Source organism: Nocardioides sp. Root240, assembly GCF_001428825.1.
Lineage (GTDB): Bacteria > Actinomycetota > Actinomycetes > Propionibacteriales > Nocardioidaceae > Nocardioides.
Genome location: NZ_LMIT01000002.1, coordinates 327,669 through 346,092, shown reverse-complemented (window position 1 = coordinate 346,092; position 18,424 = coordinate 327,669). Strand labels below are relative to the sequence as shown.

17 protein-coding genes and 2 pseudogenes are annotated in these 18,424 nt (G+C 73.5%); 12 read left to right on the top strand and 7 right to left on the bottom strand.

What is annotated here, in order from left to right:
* Window positions 1-40: 40 nt before the first annotated feature.
* Both hutU and hutH read right to left on the bottom strand, forming a co-directional pair.
* Window positions 41-1,732 (bottom strand): urocanate hydratase, encoded by a 1,692-nt coding sequence (gene hutU, locus ASE20_RS04610; RefSeq protein ID WP_056893353.1) that lies wholly within the window; start codon window positions 1,730-1,732, stop codon window positions 41-43.
* Window positions 1,729-3,273 carry a histidine ammonia-lyase gene (gene hutH / locus ASE20_RS04605; protein WP_056893352.1) on the bottom strand — a complete coding sequence of 515 codons (1,545 nt, stop codon included), beginning with the start codon at window positions 3,271-3,273 and terminating at the stop codon, window positions 1,729-1,731. The genes hutU and hutH overlap by 4 nt, the downstream gene beginning before the upstream one ends.
* Before the next feature lie 109 nt (window positions 3,274-3,382).
* Between hutH and ASE20_RS04600 the strand changes: the two genes are divergently transcribed.
* From ASE20_RS04600 to ASE20_RS04590, 3 genes are all read left to right on the top strand, one after another.
* Window positions 3,383-4,141, top strand: a complete 759-nt coding sequence (locus tag ASE20_RS04600) for an IclR family transcriptional regulator (RefSeq protein ID WP_056893351.1) — start codon at window positions 3,383-3,385, stop codon at window positions 4,139-4,141.
* A 72-nt stretch (window positions 4,142-4,213) separates the two neighbouring features.
* Window positions 4,214-4,717, top strand: a complete 504-nt coding sequence (locus tag ASE20_RS04595; RefSeq protein WP_225869212.1) for a SigE family RNA polymerase sigma factor — start codon at window positions 4,214-4,216, stop codon at window positions 4,715-4,717.
* On the top strand, window positions 4,704-5,258 hold the full coding sequence (locus ASE20_RS04590) for a hypothetical protein (protein WP_056893350.1): 555 nt from the start codon (window positions 4,704-4,706) through the stop codon (window positions 5,256-5,258). The genes ASE20_RS04595 and ASE20_RS04590 overlap by 14 nt, the downstream gene beginning before the upstream one ends.
* Here the strand turns inward: ASE20_RS04590 and ASE20_RS04585 are convergent.
* A complete protein-coding gene (locus ASE20_RS04585) occupies window positions 5,221-6,708 on the bottom strand; it encodes a class I SAM-dependent DNA methyltransferase (RefSeq protein WP_056893349.1) in 1,488 nt (495 codons plus the stop codon). The genes ASE20_RS04590 and ASE20_RS04585 overlap by 38 nt on opposite strands.
* A 60-nt stretch (window positions 6,709-6,768) precedes the next feature.
* Between ASE20_RS04585 and ASE20_RS24615 the strand changes: the two are divergent.
* The 8 genes and pseudogenes from ASE20_RS24615 to ASE20_RS04550 form a co-directional block, all read left to right on the top strand.
* Window positions 6,769-8,040, top strand: a pseudogene (locus tag ASE20_RS24615) (nicotinate phosphoribosyltransferase); the annotation flags it as partial.
* A 21-nt stretch (window positions 8,041-8,061) separates the two neighbouring features.
* A complete protein-coding gene (locus ASE20_RS25985) occupies window positions 8,062-8,652 on the top strand; it encodes an isochorismatase family protein (protein ID WP_157538673.1) in 591 nt (196 codons plus the stop codon).
* 64 nt (window positions 8,653-8,716) lie between these two features.
* Entirely contained in the window at window positions 8,717-9,412 is a 696-nt protein-coding gene (locus ASE20_RS04575; RefSeq protein ID WP_056893348.1) for an NUDIX hydrolase, read from the top strand.
* Window positions 9,413-9,565: 153 nt separating this feature from the next.
* Window positions 9,566-9,946 (top strand): ArsR/SmtB family transcription factor, encoded by a 381-nt coding sequence (locus tag ASE20_RS04570; protein ID WP_056893347.1) that lies wholly within the window; start codon window positions 9,566-9,568, stop codon window positions 9,944-9,946.
* Window positions 9,943-10,449 (top strand): SRPBCC family protein, encoded by a 507-nt coding sequence (locus tag ASE20_RS04565; RefSeq protein WP_082612153.1) that lies wholly within the window; start codon window positions 9,943-9,945, stop codon window positions 10,447-10,449. Before ASE20_RS04570 ends, ASE20_RS04565 begins: the two co-directional genes overlap by 4 nt.
* Window positions 10,446-11,012 carry a TIGR03086 family metal-binding protein gene (locus ASE20_RS04560; RefSeq protein WP_056893346.1) on the top strand — a complete coding sequence of 189 codons (567 nt, stop codon included), beginning with the start codon at window positions 10,446-10,448 and terminating at the stop codon, window positions 11,010-11,012. Before ASE20_RS04565 ends, ASE20_RS04560 begins: the two co-directional genes overlap by 4 nt.
* A gap of 47 nt (window positions 11,013-11,059) precedes the next feature.
* Window positions 11,060-11,407 (top strand): TfoX/Sxy family protein, encoded by a 348-nt coding sequence (locus ASE20_RS04555; protein WP_056893345.1) that lies wholly within the window; start codon window positions 11,060-11,062, stop codon window positions 11,405-11,407.
* Complete coding sequence (locus tag ASE20_RS04550; RefSeq protein WP_225869211.1) at window positions 11,404-12,669, top strand: MFS transporter; 1,266 nt, start codon at window positions 11,404-11,406, stop codon at window positions 12,667-12,669. The genes ASE20_RS04555 and ASE20_RS04550 overlap by 4 nt, the downstream gene beginning before the upstream one ends.
* A gap of 3 nt (window positions 12,670-12,672) precedes the next feature.
* On the opposite strand, the gene ASE20_RS04545 is transcribed toward ASE20_RS04550, so the two are convergent.
* From ASE20_RS04545 to ASE20_RS24605, 4 genes are all read right to left on the bottom strand, one after another.
* On the bottom strand, window positions 12,673-13,140 hold the full coding sequence (locus ASE20_RS04545; RefSeq protein WP_056893343.1) for a hypothetical protein: 468 nt from the start codon (window positions 13,138-13,140) through the stop codon (window positions 12,673-12,675).
* Between the two features lie 81 nt (window positions 13,141-13,221).
* Window positions 13,222-14,331, bottom strand: coding sequence for a hypothetical protein (locus ASE20_RS04540; protein WP_056893342.1), 1,110 nt, complete (start codon window positions 14,329-14,331; stop codon window positions 13,222-13,224).
* Window positions 14,331-14,846 carry a SigE family RNA polymerase sigma factor gene (locus ASE20_RS04535; RefSeq protein ID WP_056893341.1) on the bottom strand — a complete coding sequence of 172 codons (516 nt, stop codon included), beginning with the start codon at window positions 14,844-14,846 and terminating at the stop codon, window positions 14,331-14,333. The genes ASE20_RS04540 and ASE20_RS04535 overlap by 1 nt, the downstream gene beginning before the upstream one ends.
* A 27-nt stretch (window positions 14,847-14,873) precedes the next feature.
* Window positions 14,874-15,554 (bottom strand): class F sortase, encoded by a 681-nt coding sequence (locus tag ASE20_RS24605; protein WP_157538654.1) that lies wholly within the window; start codon window positions 15,552-15,554, stop codon window positions 14,874-14,876.
* Window positions 15,555-15,603: 49 nt separating this feature from the next.
* On the opposite strand from ASE20_RS24605, the pseudogene ASE20_RS25440 reads away from it, so the two are divergent.
* A pseudogene (locus ASE20_RS25440) lies at window positions 15,604-18,424 on the top strand (DEAD/DEAH box helicase); the annotation flags it as partial.

Genomic DNA, 18,424 nt, shown 5'->3' with positions numbered 1-18,424 from the left:
AGGCTCGGCCCGAGCCGACGCTCCTCAACCTCCTCGGCTCTCACTCGTCCCTCGCAGGCTCGGTCCGAGTGGCCTCGGACATGGGAATCCGGACGCCGCGCTCGGCGGCGACCTCGGCGGCGCGGTCGTAGCCCGCGTCGACGTGGCGGATGACGCCCATGCCCGGGTCGTTGGTCAGCACGGCCTCGATCTTGGCAGCCGCGAGCTCGGTGCCGTCGGCGACACAGACCTGGCCGGAGTGGATCGAGCGGCCCATGCCGACGCCGCCGCCGTGGTGCAGGGACACCCAGGTGGCGCCCGAGGCGACCGCGGTCATGGCGTTGAGCAGCGGCCAGTCGGCGATCGCGTCGGAGCCGTCGAGCATCGCCTCGGTCTCGCGGTACGGCGAGGCGACCGAGCCGCAGTCGAGGTGGTCGCGGCCGATGACGATCGGCGCCTTGAGCTCACCGCTCCTGACCATCTCGTTGAACTTCAGGCCCGCCAGGTGGCGCTCCTTGTAGCCCAGCCAGCAGATCCGCGCCGGCAGGCCCTGGTAGTGGACCCGCTCCTGGGCCATGCCGATCCACTTGTGCAGCCGCTCGTTGTCGGGGAACAGCTCGAGGATCGCCTTGTCGGTGGCGGCGATGTCGGCCGGGTCGCCGGACAGCGCCGCCCAGCGGAAGGGGCCCTTGCCCTCGCAGAACAGCGGCCGGATGTACGCCGGCACGAAGCCCGGGAACTCGAAGGCCCGGTCGTAGCCGCCCTTGCGCGCCTCGTCCCGGATGGAGTTGCCGTAGTCGAAGACCTCGGCGCCCGCGTCCTGGAACTCGACCATCGCCCGCACGTGGGTGGCCATCGAGGCCTGCGCCTCCTTCGTGAAGCCGGCCGGGTCGGCCTCGGCACGCTGGTGCCACTCCTCGAACGGGACGCCGACCGGCAGGTACGACAGCGGGTCGTGCGCCGAGGTCTGGTCGGTCACGATGTCGATCGGGGCCTTCATCTCCAACAGCTGCGGGAAGACCTCGGCGGCGTTGCCGAGCAGGCCGATGGACAGGCCGCGTCGCTCGTCGCGGGCGGCGACGGCCAGCTCGAGGGCGTGCTCCAGCGAGTCCGCCTGGACGTCGAGGTAGCGGTGCTCGATGCGGCGGGTGATCCGGCTCTGGTCGACGTCGACACAGATCGCGACGCCGTCGTTCATCGTGACGGCGAGCGGCTGGGCGCCGCCCATGCCGCCGAGGCCGGCGGTGAGCGTGATCGTGCCGGCGAGGGTGCCACCGAAGCGCTTGTCGGCGACCGCGGCGAAGGTCTCGAAGGTGCCCTGGAGGATGCCCTGGGTGCCGATGTAGATCCACGAACCGGCCGTCATCTGGCCGTACATCGTCAGGCCCATCTCCTCGAGGCGGCGGAACTCCTCCCAGTTGGCCCAGTCGCCGACGAGGTTGGAGTTGGCGATGAGCACGCGCGGGGCCCACTTGTTGGTCTTCCAGACGCCGACGGGCTTGCCGCTCTGGACGAGCATGGTCTCGTCGTCCTCGAGGTCGCGCAGGGTGCGGACGAGGGCGTCGTAGGCCTCCCAGCTGCGCGCAGCCTTGCCGGTGCCGCCGTAGACGACGAGGTCCTCGGGGCGCTCGGCGTTCTCGGGGTCGAGGTTGTTCATCAGCATGCGCAGCGGGGCCTCGGTCTGCCATGACTTCGCGGTCAGCTCGGTGCCGGTGGCGGCGTGGATGGGCAGGCGGGGGTTCTGCTCGGTCATGAGAGTTCTCCGATCACGTTCGCGACGGCCGCGGTGACGGACCGGTCGGCGACGAGCTGGTAGGCGGTTTCGATCTCGGGGGCCAGGAAGCGGTCGATGCCGGGGCCGCCGACACCGGCGTCGCGGAGCAGCTCCACGACGGCGCCGGTGGCCGGGCTCGGCTCGAGGGGGGCCCGCAGGTTGAGCGCGCGGGCGGCAGTCATCAGCTCGATGGCGAGCACCCGGGTGAGTCCGTCGACGGACCTGCGCAGCTTGCGCGCCGACGACCAGCCCATCGAGACGTGGTCCTCCTGCATGGCGCTGCTCGGGATCGAGTCGACGCTGGCCGGGTTGGCGAGGCGCTTGAGCTCGGAGACGATCGCGGCCTGGGTGTACTGCGCGATCATCAGGCCGGAGTCCACGCCCGGGTCGTCGGCCAGGAACGGCGGCAGGCCGTGGTTGCGGGCCTTGTCCAGGAAGCGGTCGGTACGCCGCTCCGCGATCGACGCCAGGTCGGCGGTGACGATCGCGAGGAAGTCGAGGACGTAGGCGATGGGGGCGCCGTGGAAGTTGCCGTTGGACTCGACGCGACCCTGGTCGGCGAGGACGACCGGGTTGTCGACGGCGGAGGCGAGCTCGCGCGCGGCGACCGAGCTGGCATGGGCGACAGTGTCGCGGACGCCGCCGTGCACCTGCGGCGAGCAGCGCAACGAGTAGGCGTCCTGGACGCGGTTGCAGTCGGGGCCGCGGTGGGAGGCGACGACGCCCGAGTCCTTGAGGAGCGCGGTCAGGTTGGCCGCGGAGGCCGCCTGGCCGGGGTGCGGGCGGATGGCCTGCAGCTCGGGGGCGAAGACCCGGTCGGTGCCGAGCTGGCCCTCGACCGACATGGCCGCCGAGATGTCGGCGACCTTGAGCAGGTCGGTCAGGTCGTGGATCGCGAGCACCAGCATGCCGAGCATGCCGTCGGTGCCGTTGATGAGGGCCAGGCCCTCCTTCTCCTGCAGCTCGACCGGCACCAGGCCGGCGGCGGCGAGCGCGGTCGCCGCGTCGGTGAGCTCACCGGAGGCGTCGCGGACCGGGCCCTCACCCATCAGGGCGAGCGCGCAGTGCGCGAGCGGGGCGAGGTCGCCGGAGCAGCCGAGCGAGCCGTACTCGTGGACGACCGGCGTGATGCCGTGCGTGAGGAGCCCGGCGAGCAGCTCGGCGGTCTCGCGTCGTACGCCGGTGCGGCCGGTGGCCAACGTCGAGAGCCGGAGCAGCATCAGGCCGCGCACGACCTCGCGCTCGACCTCGGGGCCGCTGCCCGCGGCGTGCGAGCGCACCAGCGAGCGCTGCAGCTGGGCCCGCAGCTCGGGCGCGATGTGCCGCGTGGCGAGGGCGCCGAACCCGGTCGAGACGCCGTAGTGCGGCGTCGGCGAGGCCGCGAGGTCCTCGATGACCGCACGGGCCTTGTCGATCGCGGCCAGGGCCTCGCCGCTGAGCTCCACGCCCGCGCCGTGCCGGGCCACTGCCACCACGTCCTCGAACGAGACAGCGCCCGTTCCGATCGTCACCTTCTCCATGGCTCGATTTCATCGTCCGGGGGTGGCGCGCGCCAGTGCCCGGGTCCATGATGGGTCTCGTATCCGAGACATGCCGTCCGGGTCCGAACCTTCGAGCAGAGGAGCCGTGATGGCCCAGGTCCCGGCTGCGACGCGCGCACTCCGGGTGCTGCGCTACCTCGCGGCGCAGCCGGAGCCGGTCGCGGTGGAGCGGATCGCCCGCGACCTCGACATCCCACGCTCCACGGCGTACCACCTGCTGCAGGCGATGGTCGAGGAGGGCTTCGTCGTCCACCTCGCCGATGACCGGCGGTTCGGGCTCGGCGTCGCGGCCTTCGAGGTGGGCAGCGGGTACGCCCGCCAGGCCCCGCTGCAGCGCATCGCGCGCCGGCCGCTCGCGCTGCTGGTGGATCGCATCGGGCAGAGCGCGCACCTGGCCGTGCCGCACGGCCGTGACGTCCTGTACGTCGTCGAGGAGCGCGCTCCCGGACGCCCCTCGCTGGTGACCGACGTCGGCGTCCGGCTGCCCTCGCACCTCACCGCGAGCGGCCGCGCGATCCTGGCCCACCTGCCGCCCAACCAGGTCCGGGCGCTGTACCCCGACCGGGCGGCCTTCGTCGACCGCACCGGGGTCGGCCCCGGCTCCCCCACCGCGCTGCGGGCGGTGCTCGCCGAGACCCGGCGCCGCGGGTACGCCGTCGAGGACGGCGAGGTCACCCCCGGGATGTCCAGCGTGGCCGCCGCCGTGCTGGACCACAACGGCCTACCGGTCGCGGGCGTCGCGGTGACCTACCCGGCCGACGGCCGCCAGCCGGTCGACGCCGACCGGATCGCCGAGGCCGTGACCTCCACCGCGGGTGCGCTCAGCAGGCGCCTGCACGGGCGGTGAGCTCGTCGCCGCACCTGACAACCTGGACGGGGACACCGGAGTTGGGGCAGGTGTGACGAGACGGAGAAGCCAGTGATCGCGCGGGGCTACCAACGCGAGTTCGAGGAGTTCGTGCGACGGGCGTCGGACCGGCTGGTGCGCACGGCGTACCTGCTGAGCGGCGACCGCGGCCACGCCGAGGACATCGCGCAGACCGCGCTGCTGCGCACGGCCCGCCGTTGGCGGGCCGCGCGGCGCGACCCGGACGCCTACGCCCGACGGGTGGTGGTCAACCTGACCAAGGACCGGTGGCGCGGGCTCTCGCGGCAGCCGGCCGAGGCCGTGCTCGACGTGGACGTCGCCGTGCCGGTGCACGACGGGTTGGCCGAGCGCGACGAGCTGCTCCGCGCGGTCCGCCTGCTGCCCGCGGGGCAGCAGGCCGTGCTGGTGCTGCGGTACTTCGACGATCTCTCGGTCGCCGACACCGCCGCGGCGCTCGGCTGCTCGGCCGGCACCGTCAAGTCACAGACCGCCCGCGCGCTGGACCGCCTGCGGTCCGCGCTCATCGAGAAGGAGAACGCCGATGTTGACCGATGACGATCTGACCCGCCAGCTCGAGGCAGCCTTCCGGGAGGCGTCCGCCGACCTGCGGTACGACCGACGGGTGCCGACCGCACGGCGCACTCCGTCCACCGGCTGGCTCGCCGTCCCGGCCGTCGCCACCGTCGCCGCGCTCGCGGTGGCGGGCGGCGCCGACGAGAGCCCCGCCCCGGCACCGGAGGCGGGCCACGGCCCGACCGCGACGCCCGGTCCGCGATGGACGACGGACACCGTCACGGTCGCGGGCTACACCTTCACCTACCGCCACGCTCCGGGCGAGCGGCTGGTCGACGACCTCCACGCCGACCTCAGCCCCGCACGGCCACCGGACGACGCGACCGCGATCGCCGGCGCCCCCGCGGAGGTCGACGCGTGGGTCGGCACCGACCCCGACTCCGGCCAGCACGCCCTGTGGGTGGAGGCCCCGACCCGCAACGGGGGACGCCTCTTCGCCCTGCTGTCGCCCAGCTGGACCGAGGACCAGCTGAAGGACCTCTTCCTCAACGGCGAGCCGCGGACCGTGCCGGCGACCGGCTGACCCGCTCGACCCACCAGTCGAGCACCTCCGCCGGTCCGCGGTAGGCCGCCGACATGGCGCGCGCGGTCGCGACCAGCAGGTCGGCGCGCTCGCCGTCGCCGGCGGCCTGCTGCGCCTCCCGAGCCAGGTCGGCTCCCTCGGCCCAGGCGGTGGCGTCCTCCGGCAGCGGCAGCGCCGCCAGCTGGCGCGCACTGACCTTGACCGAGCCCGGGGTGAGGCCGGTCCCGAGGTAGCGAGCCGCGGCGTGAGCCGCCACCGGCGGGGCCAGGGTGAGCGCGAGCAGCCGCCACAGGTCGGCCGGGTCGTCGGGCACCACGCTGAGCACCGGGACCGAGGGCAGCCAGGCGCCCTGCTCGTCGACGACCGCCTCGATCACGCGGCCCTGGGCAGCGACCAGCAGCTTGGGCACCAGGCGCGCATCGGCCCACCCGGAAAGTCCTCCGTCGGAACGCAGCGCGGCGAGGTCGACCGACGGGACGTCGTACTGCTGGCGGGCGAAGCGGGTCGCGGCGATTCCCCAGCGGAGCTCCGCGGGGTCGATCAGCCCGCTGGTCACCAGCGGCGTGCCGGACGGGTCGTCGCGGACGAAGGGCACGAGGCCGTAGTACTGGTCACGGAAGTCGGCGGTGCAGGTGGCGAGGTCGCCGACGGTGCCGGTGCCCGATGGCAGGCGCGCATCGGGGATGCCGAACGACGGCGCCGCCAGCGTGCCCCAGCCGTCGGGGTCCGTGGCCGGGCCGGCGCCGATCCGGACGACCGGGACGCAGGTGAGGACCGGCGTACCGTCGAAGACGGGGCGGGGCGAGCACCAGAGGTCGGTGACCGCGCCGCGGCGCGCGACCTCCGCGCGGACCGGTCCGGCGTCGCGGGCGGCGAGGACGGAGAGCGGCTGGACGAGGGCCACGACGCCGCCGTCGACCACGAGGTCGAGGGCGCGGTGCAGGAAGACGGCGCTGGTGTCGGTGTAGGCGCCGAGGCCCCGCCGCGAGCCCTCGGACTGCCCGGAGGTGCGCCGGCGGAGCTGGCCGAGGAAGGGCGGGTTGCCGACCACGGCAATGAACCGGCGGCCCTCCCAGGCGGTGAGACCGTCGGCGACGACGACGCGCTCGGCGATCTCGTCGGCGGGGACCGACGGGTCCTCGGCGGCCAGGCGCTCGCGCGCGATCCGCACGGCGTCGGGGTCGAGGTCGCTGCCGTGGACCGCACGGACGCCGACCCGGCGCGCGGCGGCGACGAGGAAGTGGCCCGCCCCGCAGGCGGGGTCGAGGACCGTCGCCCCCGGGGACAGGTCGGCGAGAGCACGGTCGAGCACCCACGCGACGAGGTCGGGCGGGGTGTAGAAGGCGCCGCGGCGGCGACGCTCGTCGCGCTGGCCGGCGAGGGCCTGCTCGTGGGCGTCCGCGGCGGCGGCCGTGCGCTGGCGCTCGTCGTGTTCGTCACGCCCCAGCATGATGGGCAGCGTAGGCCAGAGGTGTTATAGTCATATTGACTACAACTTGGAGGAGTCGAGATGGACCGCACCGGACTGCTGACCGACCGCTACGAGCTGACCATGCTCGACTCCTTCGTCCGCGACGGGAGCGCCGGCCGGCCGGCCGTGTTCGAGGCCTTCGCCCGTCGGCTCCCGGACGGTCGGCGCTACGGCATGCTCGGCGGGCTCGGCCGCCTGCTGGCCGCGATCGAGGCGTTCACGTTCGACGCCGACGAGGTGCGATGGCTGCAGGAGCAGGGCGTCGTCGGCGCCGAGACCGCCGCGTGGCTGGCGGACTTCCGGTTCCGCGGCGACATCGACGGCTACCGCGAGGGCGAGCTCTACTTCCCCGGCAGCCCGGTGTTCACGGTCACCGGGACGCTCGGCGAGTGCCTGCTGCTCGAGACGATCGTGCTCAGCATCCTCAACCACGACACCGCGATCGCCAGCGCGGCCGCGCGGATGGTCGATGCCGCGCAAGGTCGGCCGATCATCGAGATGGGCGGGCGTCGTACCCACGAGGAGGCGGCCGTGGCCACCGCCCGGGCGGCCTACGTCGCGGGCTTCGCGACGACGAGCAACCTCGCGGCAGGCCGGCGCTTCGGCGTACCCACGGCGGGGACGGCGGCCCACGCCTTCACCCTCGCGCACGCCACCGAGGCCGACGCCTTCCGCAGCCAGGTCGAGGCGCTCGGGGTCGGCACCACCCTGCTCGTCGACACCTACGACATCGCGCAGGGCATCCGGACCGCGGTCGAGGTGGCAGGCAGCGGGCTCGGCGCGGTGCGGATCGACTCCGGCGACCTGGCCGAGGAGTCACACAAGGCGCGCGTCCTGCTCGACTCGCTCGGCGCCACCTCGACCCGGATCGTCGTCACCAGCGACCTCGACGAGTTCGTCATCACCGCGCTCACCGACGCCCCCATCGACGGGTACGGCGTCGGCACCCGCGTCGCCACCGGCTCGGGCCACCCCACGGCGAGCATGGTCTACAAGCTGGTCGCGATCGCCGACGGGCCCGGCGAGGCGCTGCGACCGGTGGCCAAGAAGTCGAAGGACAAGGTGTCCGTGGGCGGGCGCAAGACGCCCTACCGGGCGTACTCGCCCGAGGGACAGGTCGTCGCCGAGTACTTCACGACCACCGGCCCTCCCGGCGCGGACGACCGTGCGGTCCAGGTGCCCCTCGTCCGCGGCGGCGAGGTCGTCCACCGGCCGACGCTCGACGAGGTCCGTACCTTCGCCGCCACCGCTCTCGCCACCCTCCCGGCCGACGCCCGCAGCGTCGCCGCCGGGCCGCCGTACCTGACCACCGCACCACGAGAGGAACCCGCCATGGACACCACCGGGAAGCGCGCCCTGATCGTCGTCGACGTGCAGAACGACTTCGTCGAGGGCGGTTCGCTCGGCGTCACCGGGGGCCGCGAGGTCGCCGGCCGGATCAGCAAGCACCTCGCCGAGCACGCCGGGGAGTACGCCGTCGTCGCGGCCTCGCGCGACTGGCACCACGGCGACGACAGCAACGGCGGGCACTTCCACGAGCCCGGCGAGGAACCGAACTACACGACCACCTGGCCGGTGCACTGCGTGCAGGACGAGACCGGCTCGGAGTACGCGCCCGAGCTGGACACCTCCGCCGTGACCCACCACGTGACGAAGGGCATGGGGGTGCCGGCGTACTCGGCCTTCGAGGGGATCGGCGACGGTGGCGAACGGCTGCTCGACGTGCTCCGGTCGGCCGGGGTGACCGCGGTCGACGTCACCGGCATCGCCACCGACTACTGCGTCCGCGCCACCGCGCTCGATGCCCGCGAGGCCGGTTTCGACGTACGCCTGCTGCGCGACCTGCACGCGGGCGTCGCGCCGGAGAGCTCGGCGGCAGCGCTCACCGAGCTCGAGGCCGCCGGCGTCGAGGTGCAGCGATGAACCACCCCACTCGACTCCCGCTTCCCCCGCTGCGCTCCTCCGCGACGATCGATCGGGGACCCCGATGAGCACCCACCCGCCGTTCGCCGTCGCCGTCGACCTCGCGATCTTCACCATCCGCGACGGCTCACTGGCCGTGCTGCTCGTCGAGCGCGGCGAGGACCCCTTCGCCGGATCGTGGGCCCTGCCCGGCGGCTTCGTCGAGCCCGACGAGGACGCCGAGCAGGCGGCCTGGCGCGAGCTGCGTGAGGAGACAGGCGTGGACCGCTTCCCCGGGCACCTCGAACAGCTGCGCACCTACTCCGCCCCTGACCGCGACCCGCGCATGCGGGTGGTGTCCGTCGCCCACGTCGCGCTCGCCCCCGACCTGCCCGAGCCGCAGGCCGGCACCGATGCGGCCGACGCCCGCTGGTGGGTCGTCGACGACCTCCTCGAGGGCGACGACGGCCCGACCCTCGCCTTCGACCACCACCAGATCCTCGTCGACGCCCGCGAACGTGTCCGCGCCAAGCTGGAGTACACGACCCTCGCCACCGAGTTCGTCGCCGAGCCGTTCACGCTCCCCGAGCTGCGCCGGGTGTACGCCGCCGTCTGGGGAACTCCCCCGGACCTCGGCAACTTCCGGCGCAAGGTGCTGGGCACCGAGGGCTTCGTCGTGCCGACCGATGCCCGCGAGGGTGGCTCCGAGGGCGGGCGGCCGGCGTTGCTGTACCGGCGGGGGTCGGCGACCGTCGTCCAGCCCCCGATGGCACGGGGCTGAGGCCCGCGGTCGTAGGTGTTGCGGTTTGGTCCCAAACCGCAACGACACGCCGACGAGCACTGCGGTTTGGGACCAAACCGCAGTCCTTGCTCCACTCCTCGTCCTCAACCTAAAGGTTGACAAGCGCTCCGCGGTCAGCGTTTACTCAACCACATGGTTGACAACGACGACCGTCTCTCCCGGGTCTTCGGCGCGCTCGCCGATCCCACCCGGCGCGACATGGTGGCCCGCCTGGCGACGGGCGACGCGACCGTGGGCGAGCTCGCGGCGCCGTACGACGTGTCGCTCCAGGCGGTCTCCAAGCACCTGAAGGTGCTCGAGGAGGCCGGCCTGGTGCGACGCAGCCGCGATGCCCAGCGACGGCCCGTCCACCTGGACGCGGAGGTGTTCGACCTCATGACGAAGTGGATCGAGAAGTACCGCCAGCGGGCCGAGGAGCGCTACCAGCGCCTCGACCAGGTCCTGGCCCGGATGCAGGGCAAGGACCTCGCCACAGCGAACGACGACGACCAGCAGCGAGGAGCAGCAGGATGAGCACCGTGACCAGCACCCCCGGCACCACCATCGAGGCCGACCCCGACGTCCCCACCGTCCGGATCGTGCGGGAGTTCGACGCCCCGCGCGAGCTCGTCTACCGCGCGCACGTCGAGCCGGAGCTCGTGAAGCAGTGGCTCGGGCCGCACTCGATCGGCATGGACATCGAGGTGTGGGACATGCGCACGGGCGGCGAGTACCGCTACACCGCGACCCGCGGCGGCGAGGAGGTCGCGCACTTCTACGGCTCGGTCCACCGGGTCACCGAGAACGAGAAGATCGTGCAGACCTTCGGCTTCGAGGAGATGCCCGACGCCGTCAGCCTGGACACGCTGGTCTTCCACGAGCTGCCCGACGGCCGCACGCGGCTCGAGGCGCTGTCGGTGGTCTACGACTTCGAGTCGCGCGCCGGCATGCTGGCGAGCGGGATGGAGGTCGGCGTCAACGAGGGGTACGACGCCCTCGACGCCCTGCTCGTGCGCCTGGCCGGAGCAGCCGAGTGATCCCCGACGGCCCGGCCGAGGAGCACCGCAGCGTCGCGAGCACCTTCGGCGAGAAGGTCCGCGGCGTCACCGACTGGGACTCCCCCACCCCGGTCGCCGACTGGCAGGCGCGCGACGTCGTGCGCCACCTCGTGGAGTGGTTCCCGTCCTTCCTTGCCGACGGCACGGACATCCGGCTCGCCCCGGGGCCCGACGTCGACACCGACCCGGTCGCAGCGTGGGAGCACCATGCCGCCGCGGTGCAGGCGGTGCTCGACGACCCGGCGAACGCCGGGGTGACCTTCGCCCACCCGCGACTCCCCCGGATGCCGCTCCCCCAGGCCGTCTCGCAGTTCTACTCGAGCGACGTCTTCATGCACACCTGGGACCTCGCGCGCGCGAGCGGCCAGGACGACCGGCTCGACGAGGACCGCTGCCGGACGATGGTCGAGGGCATGGCACCGATGGACGAGATGCTGCGCCAGAGCGGGCAGTACGGCGCCCGGGTGCCCGTCGCGGACGACGCTCCCTGGCAAGACCAGCTGGTCGGATTCATCGGCCGCGACCCGCGCTGGACGCCGTAGCGGAAAGGGGGGCGAGGGTTGTCGGTGGCGCGGCCTAGCCTCCTGTCATGGCCTACGACGAAGCGCTGGCACAGCGGATCCGCGACCTCCTGCACGACGAGCCGGCGGTCGACGGCCACGAGCTCGCCGAGAAGAGGATGTTCGGCGGCCTGGCCTTCCTGGTCGGCGGCAACATGGCGGTCGCTGCCAGCGGCCAGGGCGGGCTGATGGTGCGGGTCGACCCGGCGGAGGGGGACGCGCTCGTGGCGTCCACGCCGGCGTACCCGATGGAGATGCGGGGCCGCTCGATGACCGGCTGGCTCCGCGTCGACCTCGGCGACGTCGCCAGCGACGACGCGCTGGCCGCGTGGGTCCGGCGCGGGTCGTCGTACGCCGCGACCCTGCCCGCCAAGTGAGGGCGTTCTGGGCGGCCCTGCCCACCGAGGGCCGGTGGCTGCTGTCCACCGTCGCCGTCCAGACGCTCGGGCGCGGCCTCACCCTGCCGTTCACGCTGATCTACCTGCACGAGGTCCGCGGGTTCGACCTCGGCCTCTCCGGCACCCTGATGGCGCTGATCGCGATCGTCGGCTTCCTCGTCACCGGGCCGGGCGGCGCGCTCACCGATCGCTACGGCGCCCGCGCAGTCCTGCTCTTCGGCATCACCATGATGGTGTCCGGCAACCTCCTGCTCGCCTTCGCCACCACGCCGTGGGTCGCCGCGGTGGCCCTGGTGCTGGTCGGCATCAACTTCGGGATCTCGTTCCCGGCCTTCAACGCGCTGATCGCGGCCGTGGTCACCGGCGAGCTGCGCCAGCAGTACTTCGGCATCAACTTCGCCCTCGTCAACCTGGGCATCGGCGTCGGCGGCATCATCGGCGGCCTCTTCGCCAACGTGGACGAGCCGAGCACCTTCACCGCGATCTTCGTCGGCGACGCGGTCACCGGGTTGATCCCGATGGCGCTGCTGCTCGGGCCACTGCGCCACGTGCACGGCCGTGCCGTCGCACCCGACGACGGCTCCGTGCCGCCGACGGTCGGCTACCTCGCCATCCTCAGGGAGCCGGCCGTGCGCTGGCTGGCCGCGCTGACCTTCGTCGGCAGCTTCATCGGCTACGGGCAGCACGAGGCGGGCGTGCCGGGCTACGCGCGGGTGGCCGCGGAGGTGTCGACGCGGACCGTCGGCCTGGCGTTCGCGGTCAACACCGCGGTGATCGTGCTGCTGCAGTTCGCGGTGCTCAAGCGGATCTCGGGGCGGCGTCGTACCCGCCTGCTGATCGTGATGGCGGCGATCTGGGGCACCTCGTGGCTGGTGCTCGGGATCGCCGGCGCCTTCCCCGGCGGCACGGTCGCGATCGCCGGCGTGCTCGCGTTCATGGGGGTGTTCGCGCTCGGGGAGACGCTGCTGCAGCCGACCGTTCCGGCGATGAACAACGACCTCGCCGCCGACCACACCCGCGGCCGCTACAACGCGATCAGCGCCGCCGCCTTCCAGGGCGGCGCCGTCGCGGGTCCGGTCGCGGCGGGCTTCCTGCTCGACCACGACCTCGGGCCGGCGTACATCGGGCTGATGGTGCTGGGGTGCCTGGCCATCGCCGGCATGGCGCTGGTCCTCGAGCGGCACGTGCCCGAGCACGCGAACGGCCGGGGTCACCTGACCCCGGCCGCGTCACTCCCCTGAGGGTCAGGGGCACCTGGGCAGCGAGTTGAGCAGCTCGGTGTTGAAACGTCCTTCGGTGCCGTTGATCCGGCCCTTGTTGCGGATGGAGACCACTCCCCGGTGCCGCGCCGCGACGTAGGTGGTGAAGCGCTTCATCGGCAGGCCCCGCTCGACCGAGCCCGGCGCGATGCCCTGGATGAACTGGGCTGGTCCGGAACCGTCCCGCTCCCGCAGGACGGCGATGTAGACGTCGGCGAGGCGCACGCTGCGCCGGTTGACGACCCGCGGCGTGAACGTGGTGGCGTTGCCGCAGGCCTGGATGACGACCTTGCCGTCCGCCGACCGGTAGATCGACTTCCAACCGGTGGCGGCGCTCGCCGGGGAGACGACACCGAGCGCGGCGACGAGTGCCACCAGCAGTGCCGCGCAGACCGGCGCGACACTGCGGGTGATGACGGTGCGGGCTCCCGAGCCCGAGAGGATCCTGTTCATGCGGTCGTTGTCCCCGCCCGGGCCCGGAGCCAAACGGCCGGGGTCAGCAGACCCCGGCCGCAGCGCGCGCCCAGCTCCGGCTCAGAGCGCGCCGGTCCCATCCAGGGACGCGAACGGGAACGGCTGGTCGAGGCCGAACTCGAACACCGTCCTCTGCTCCCGGGTCTCCGGGTCGTAGGCCACCACCCGGCTGCCCCTGGGCACCTGCTGGACGACGACGAGCTCGTCGCCGCTCCATCCCGCGACCATGAGGGCCCCGTCGCCGACGTCGACCGGCTGCTGCTCGCCGGTGGCGACGTCGTAGATGTTGACCAGTCCCGATGCCACGGCCTCGTAGGCCATGGTGTCGTGGTCACGCCAGGCGGCCGCGGTGCTCACCGGCACCTCGGACGTGTCCCGGACCGTGCCGTCGTCGGCCACCTCGGCCAGCTGGGCCGTCCGGGAGCTCTGCCCTTGGAGCAGCACGACCGCGCCGGGGGTGATGCCCCCGAAGTGCAGGTCGCCCGTCTCCAGCTCCACCACCTCTCCCGCGGCCGTCCGCATCCGTTGGGTCGTGCCGTCCTGCCAGAACAGCCGGCCCCGGTCGTCGAAGCCCCACAGCCACGGCTCCTCGGGCGAGGGCGCCTGGGCGAGCGCGACGGTGTCGACGACGGCGCCGGTGGTGGTGTCCCAGACCCGCACCGAGGTGGTCGTGCCGGTGACGACGGGAGCGGCGACCACCGATCCGTCGTAGGCGGTCGTCACGTTGTACGCCCCGTCCAGGTAGGGCATCGGCTCGAGCGCGTCGCCGGCCAACCGCGACCACGTCGGCCGGCCTCCCGCCTGGTTGCCCGTGGACAGGAGCACCTGGGTGCCCGTGACGACCAGGGAGTCCGCGGTCGTGGGCAGCACGAGCTCGCCCACGTGCAGCCGGCCGTCGATCAGGTACGGCAGCTCCAGCCCCCGCGAGACGCCGGGATCCGTGGGTGCCGGCGCCGGTGCGGGCTGGACGTCGTCACCGTTGCGGAACGACAGGCCCACGGGGATCGCGACCGCTGCGGCAGCAGCAGCGGCGACCAGGGCGATCGCGACCCGGCGGCCGGGACGGCGGTCCTCGCGGGCGAAGAGCTCCGGCGGCATCGGCGGCACCTCGGCCTCGGCGGCTCGCTGGGCGAAGAGCGCGGTCAGGTCCTGCTCGAGCTGGTCGGTCATCACGACACCTCCTCGGTGCGGTTCTGGGCTGTGGCGGCGCGCAGCGCCCGCAACGCATGGGACGCCTGCGACTTCACGGTGCCGGCGGAGACGCCCAGCACCTCGGCGATCTCCGCCTCGGAGAGGTCCTCGTAGTAGCGCAGGACCAGCACCGCGCGCTGACGCGGCGGCAGCAGCTGCACCCGGTCCCACAGGTCGAGCCGCTCCGGCGAGGTGGCCGCGGGATCGGTGACCGGGTCGGGCACCGGCACCAGGTGCGCCTTCTGCGCACGGCGACCGGCCTTGCGGCGCTCGCCGAGCAGCTCGTTCAGCAGCATCTTGCGCACGTAGGCGTCGGGAGCGTCAGCCCGTCGTACCTTCGTCCACTGGGCCATCACCTTGACCAAGGTGGACTGCAGCAGGTCCTCGGCGGCGGCCGGGTCGCCGGTCAGCAGGTGGGCGGTGCGGTAGAGCGCAGCCCACCGGGCGGTGGCGTAGTCCTCGAAGGAGCGCCAGTGCGGGTCCGAAGTCGTCATCGTCCCCTCCTTTCACCCCTCCTGATGTCACAGAGGGGGTGTCGGGTTGCCCGATTCGACGATCTTCCCGTCCGGCCCCACCGGATCCGCGAACCACAGCGTCCGGTGGGTCCACTCGCCCGGTCCCAGCCGCTGGCCCGAGCAGACCACGATCACCATCTGCGGCGGCCCGTCCGTCGCGGCCCAGCCCGGGTAGCCGTCCTTCGCGGGCACCTCGTCGCGCTTGGTGACCCGGTAGCAGGCGACGTCGGCGCCGTCCCCGAGCCGGATGGTCGCACCGACCTGGAGCTTGTCGAGGAGACGGTTGCCCATCGCGCTGCCGTCGGGCCAGGTGTGGGTGTTGATCAGCACGTGGCCCTCGTGCGAGCCGGGCTCGACGCCGCCGAGGTCCCAGGCGAAGTTCTGGTTGTCGGTGTGCGGCAGGACGCCGACCACGCCGGCGGGGGTCCGCGGGACGCCGTAGACCTGCGCCCGTCGTACGACGCCGGGGATCGCGATCCGTGTCGGCTCGAAGCCCGTCGTGGCCTGCACGGCGCACGGGCCGGTCGGCGGTGCGACGGTCGGGGTGGGCGTCGGCGTCGTCGGCACCGGGTCGGGCGCGACGGCCGGCACCGGCTCGTCGTCGCGCAGCAGCCACCACGCGAGCAGCGCGACGAGCAGCACGACCGCGGCCGTGGCCGCGACGGCGGCCTTCCCCCTCTTTCCCACCCGACCATTGTGCCGCAGAGGGCGCCCGCTGTCGGTGGCGTGCGCGAGGATGGCCGATGTGACGACGACCGATCCGCTGGCTGCGTTCAGCGAGCCGACCCGGACCTGGTTCCGGGCCGCGTTCGCCGAGCCGACCGCTGCCCAGGCCGGTGCCTGGGACGCGATCGGGCGCGGCCGCAACACCCTCGTCGTCGCACCCACCGGCTCCGGCAAGACGCTGAGCGCATTCCTCGCGGGCATCGACCGGCTGCTGACCACGCCGGCACCCGACGACAGGCTCCACCGCACGCGGGTCCTCTACGTCTCGCCGCTGAAGGCGCTCGCGGTCGACGTCGAGCGCAACCTGCGCGCGCCGCTCACCGGCATCCGCCAGACCGCGGAGCGCCTCGGCGGCGCGCCGCTGCCCGAGGTCACCGTCGGCATCCGGTCCGGTGACACCGCGGCCAACGACCGCCGCAGGCTGGCGACACGGCCGCCCGACGTCCTCATCACCACGCCCGAGTCGCTCTTCCTGATCCTGACCAGCCAGGCGCGGGAGACGCTGCGGGGCATCGAGACGGTCATCGTCGACGAGGTGCACGCGGTCGCCGGCACGAAGCGCGGGGCACACCTCGCGGTCAGCCTCGAGCGCCTCGACGCGCTGCTCGCGAAGCCGGCCCAGCGGATCGGGCTGTCGGCGACCGTGCGGCCGACCGAGGAGGTCGCGCGCTTCCTCGGCGGCTCGGCGCCCGTCGAGATCGTCGCGCCGCCGGCCCACAAGGAGTGGGACCTGCGGGTCGAGGTGCCCGTCGAGGACATGACCGAGCTCGGGCAGGTCGTCGACGACGACCCGACCGCTCCCCCGGCCCGGGCCAGCATCTGGCCCCACGTCGAGCAGCGCGTGGCCGAGCTGATCGGCGAGCACCGGTCGACCATCGTGTTCACCAACGGCCGCCGTACGGCCGAACGGCTCACCGCGCGGCTCAACGAGATCTCCGCCGAGGTCACCACCGAGGGCATCACCCCGCCTGCCCAGCTCATGGCCCAGTCCGGTGCGGCGGCGGGTGCGCCACCGGTGCTCGCGCGCACCCACCACGGCTCGGTCTCCAAGGAGCAGCGCGCGATCGTCGAGGACGACCTCAAGGCGGGCCGGCTGCCGGCGGTGGTCGCGACGAGCAGCCTCGAGCTCGGCATCGACATGGGTGCCGTCGACCTCGTCCTCCAGATCGCCTCGCCGCCGAGCGTCGCCAGCGCGCTCCAGCGGGTCGGCCGCGCCGGTCACCAGGTCGGCGAGACCTCGCGCGGGGTCTTCTTCCCCCAGCACCGCGGCGACCTCGCGCCCGCTGCGGTCGCCGTCGCCCGGATGCGCAGCGGCGGCATCGAGGCGCTCCGCGTCCCGGCCAACCCGCTCGACGTGCTCGCCCAGCAGGTCGTCGCGGCGACAGCGGTCGAGGAGTGGGACGTCGACGAGCTGTTCGAGCTCCTCCGCAGGGCCGCCCCCTACGCCCAGCTCCCCCGGTCGGCCTACGACGCCGTGCTCGACCTGCTCGCCGGCCGCTACCCGAGCGACGAGTTCGCCGAGCTGCGCCCCCGCATCACGTGGGACCGCGTCACCGGCCGGCTGTCCGGCCGCCCGGGTGCCCAACGGCTGGCCGTGACCAGCGGCGGCACCATCCCCGACCGCGGGCTCTACGGCGTCTTCCTCGTCGGCGAGGGTGCCAACCGCCGCGTCGGCGAGCTCGACGAGGAGATGGTCTACGAGTCGCGGGTCGGCGACGTGTTCGCCCTCGGTGCCACCAGCTGGCGGATCGAGGACATCACCCGCGACCAGGTCATCGTGACGCCGGCTCCCGGCGTCCCGGGCCGCCTGCCGTTCTGGAAGGGCGACACCGCGGGCCGGCCCACCGAGCTCGGCGAGGCCATCGGCGCCTTCACCCGCGAGCTCGCCGCGCTGCCCGACGCGAAGGCCGAGGAGCGGGCACGGGAGATCGGGCTCGACGCCAACGCCGCGAGCAACCTGGTGACCTACCTGCGCGAGCAGGTGGAGTCGACCCGGGTGCTGCCGAGTGACGCGACGGTGCTGGTCGAGCGCTTCCGCGACGAGCTCGGCGACTGGCGCCTGGCCGTGCACTCGCCGTACGGCACCGCGGTGCACGCCCCCTGGGCGCTGGCGATCAACGCCCGGCTGCGCGAGCGCTTCGGCATCGACGGCCAGGCGATGGCGTCCGACGACGGCATCGTGATCCGCATCCCCGACACCGACGCGGAGCCGCCCGGTGCCGAGCTGATCGCGTTCGAGGCCGACGAGATCGAGGAGATCGTCACCCGCGAGGTCGGCGGCTCGGCGCTCTTCGCGGCCCGCTTCCGCGAGTGCGCGGCACGCGCGCTGCTGCTCCCCCGCCGCGACCCCGGCCGCCGCTCGCCGCTGTGGCAGCAGCGCCAGCGCGCCGCGGCCCTGCTCGAGGTCGCGAGCCGCTACCCGTCCTTCCCGATCGTGCTCGAGACGGTCCGCGAGGTGCTCAACGACGTCTACGACCTGCCGGGCCTGACCACCCTGCTGCGCCGCGTCGACCAGCGCGAGGTCACGGTCACCGAGGTCGAGACGACCCAGCCGTCGCCGTACGCCCGGACGCTGATGTTCGGGTACGTCGCCCAGTTCGTCTACGAGGGCGACTCCCCCCTCGCCGAGCGCCGGGCCGCGGCCCTCACGCTCGACCAGGGGCTGCTCGCCGAGCTGCTCGGACGGGCCGAGCTGCGCGAGCTGCTCGACCCCGACGTGCTCGCAGAGGTCGAGGCCGAGCTGCAGCGCACCATCCCCGAGCGGCAGGCCCGCGACGCCGAGGGCGTGGCCGACCTGCTCCGCCTGCTCGGCCCGCTGTCCCTCGCCGAGG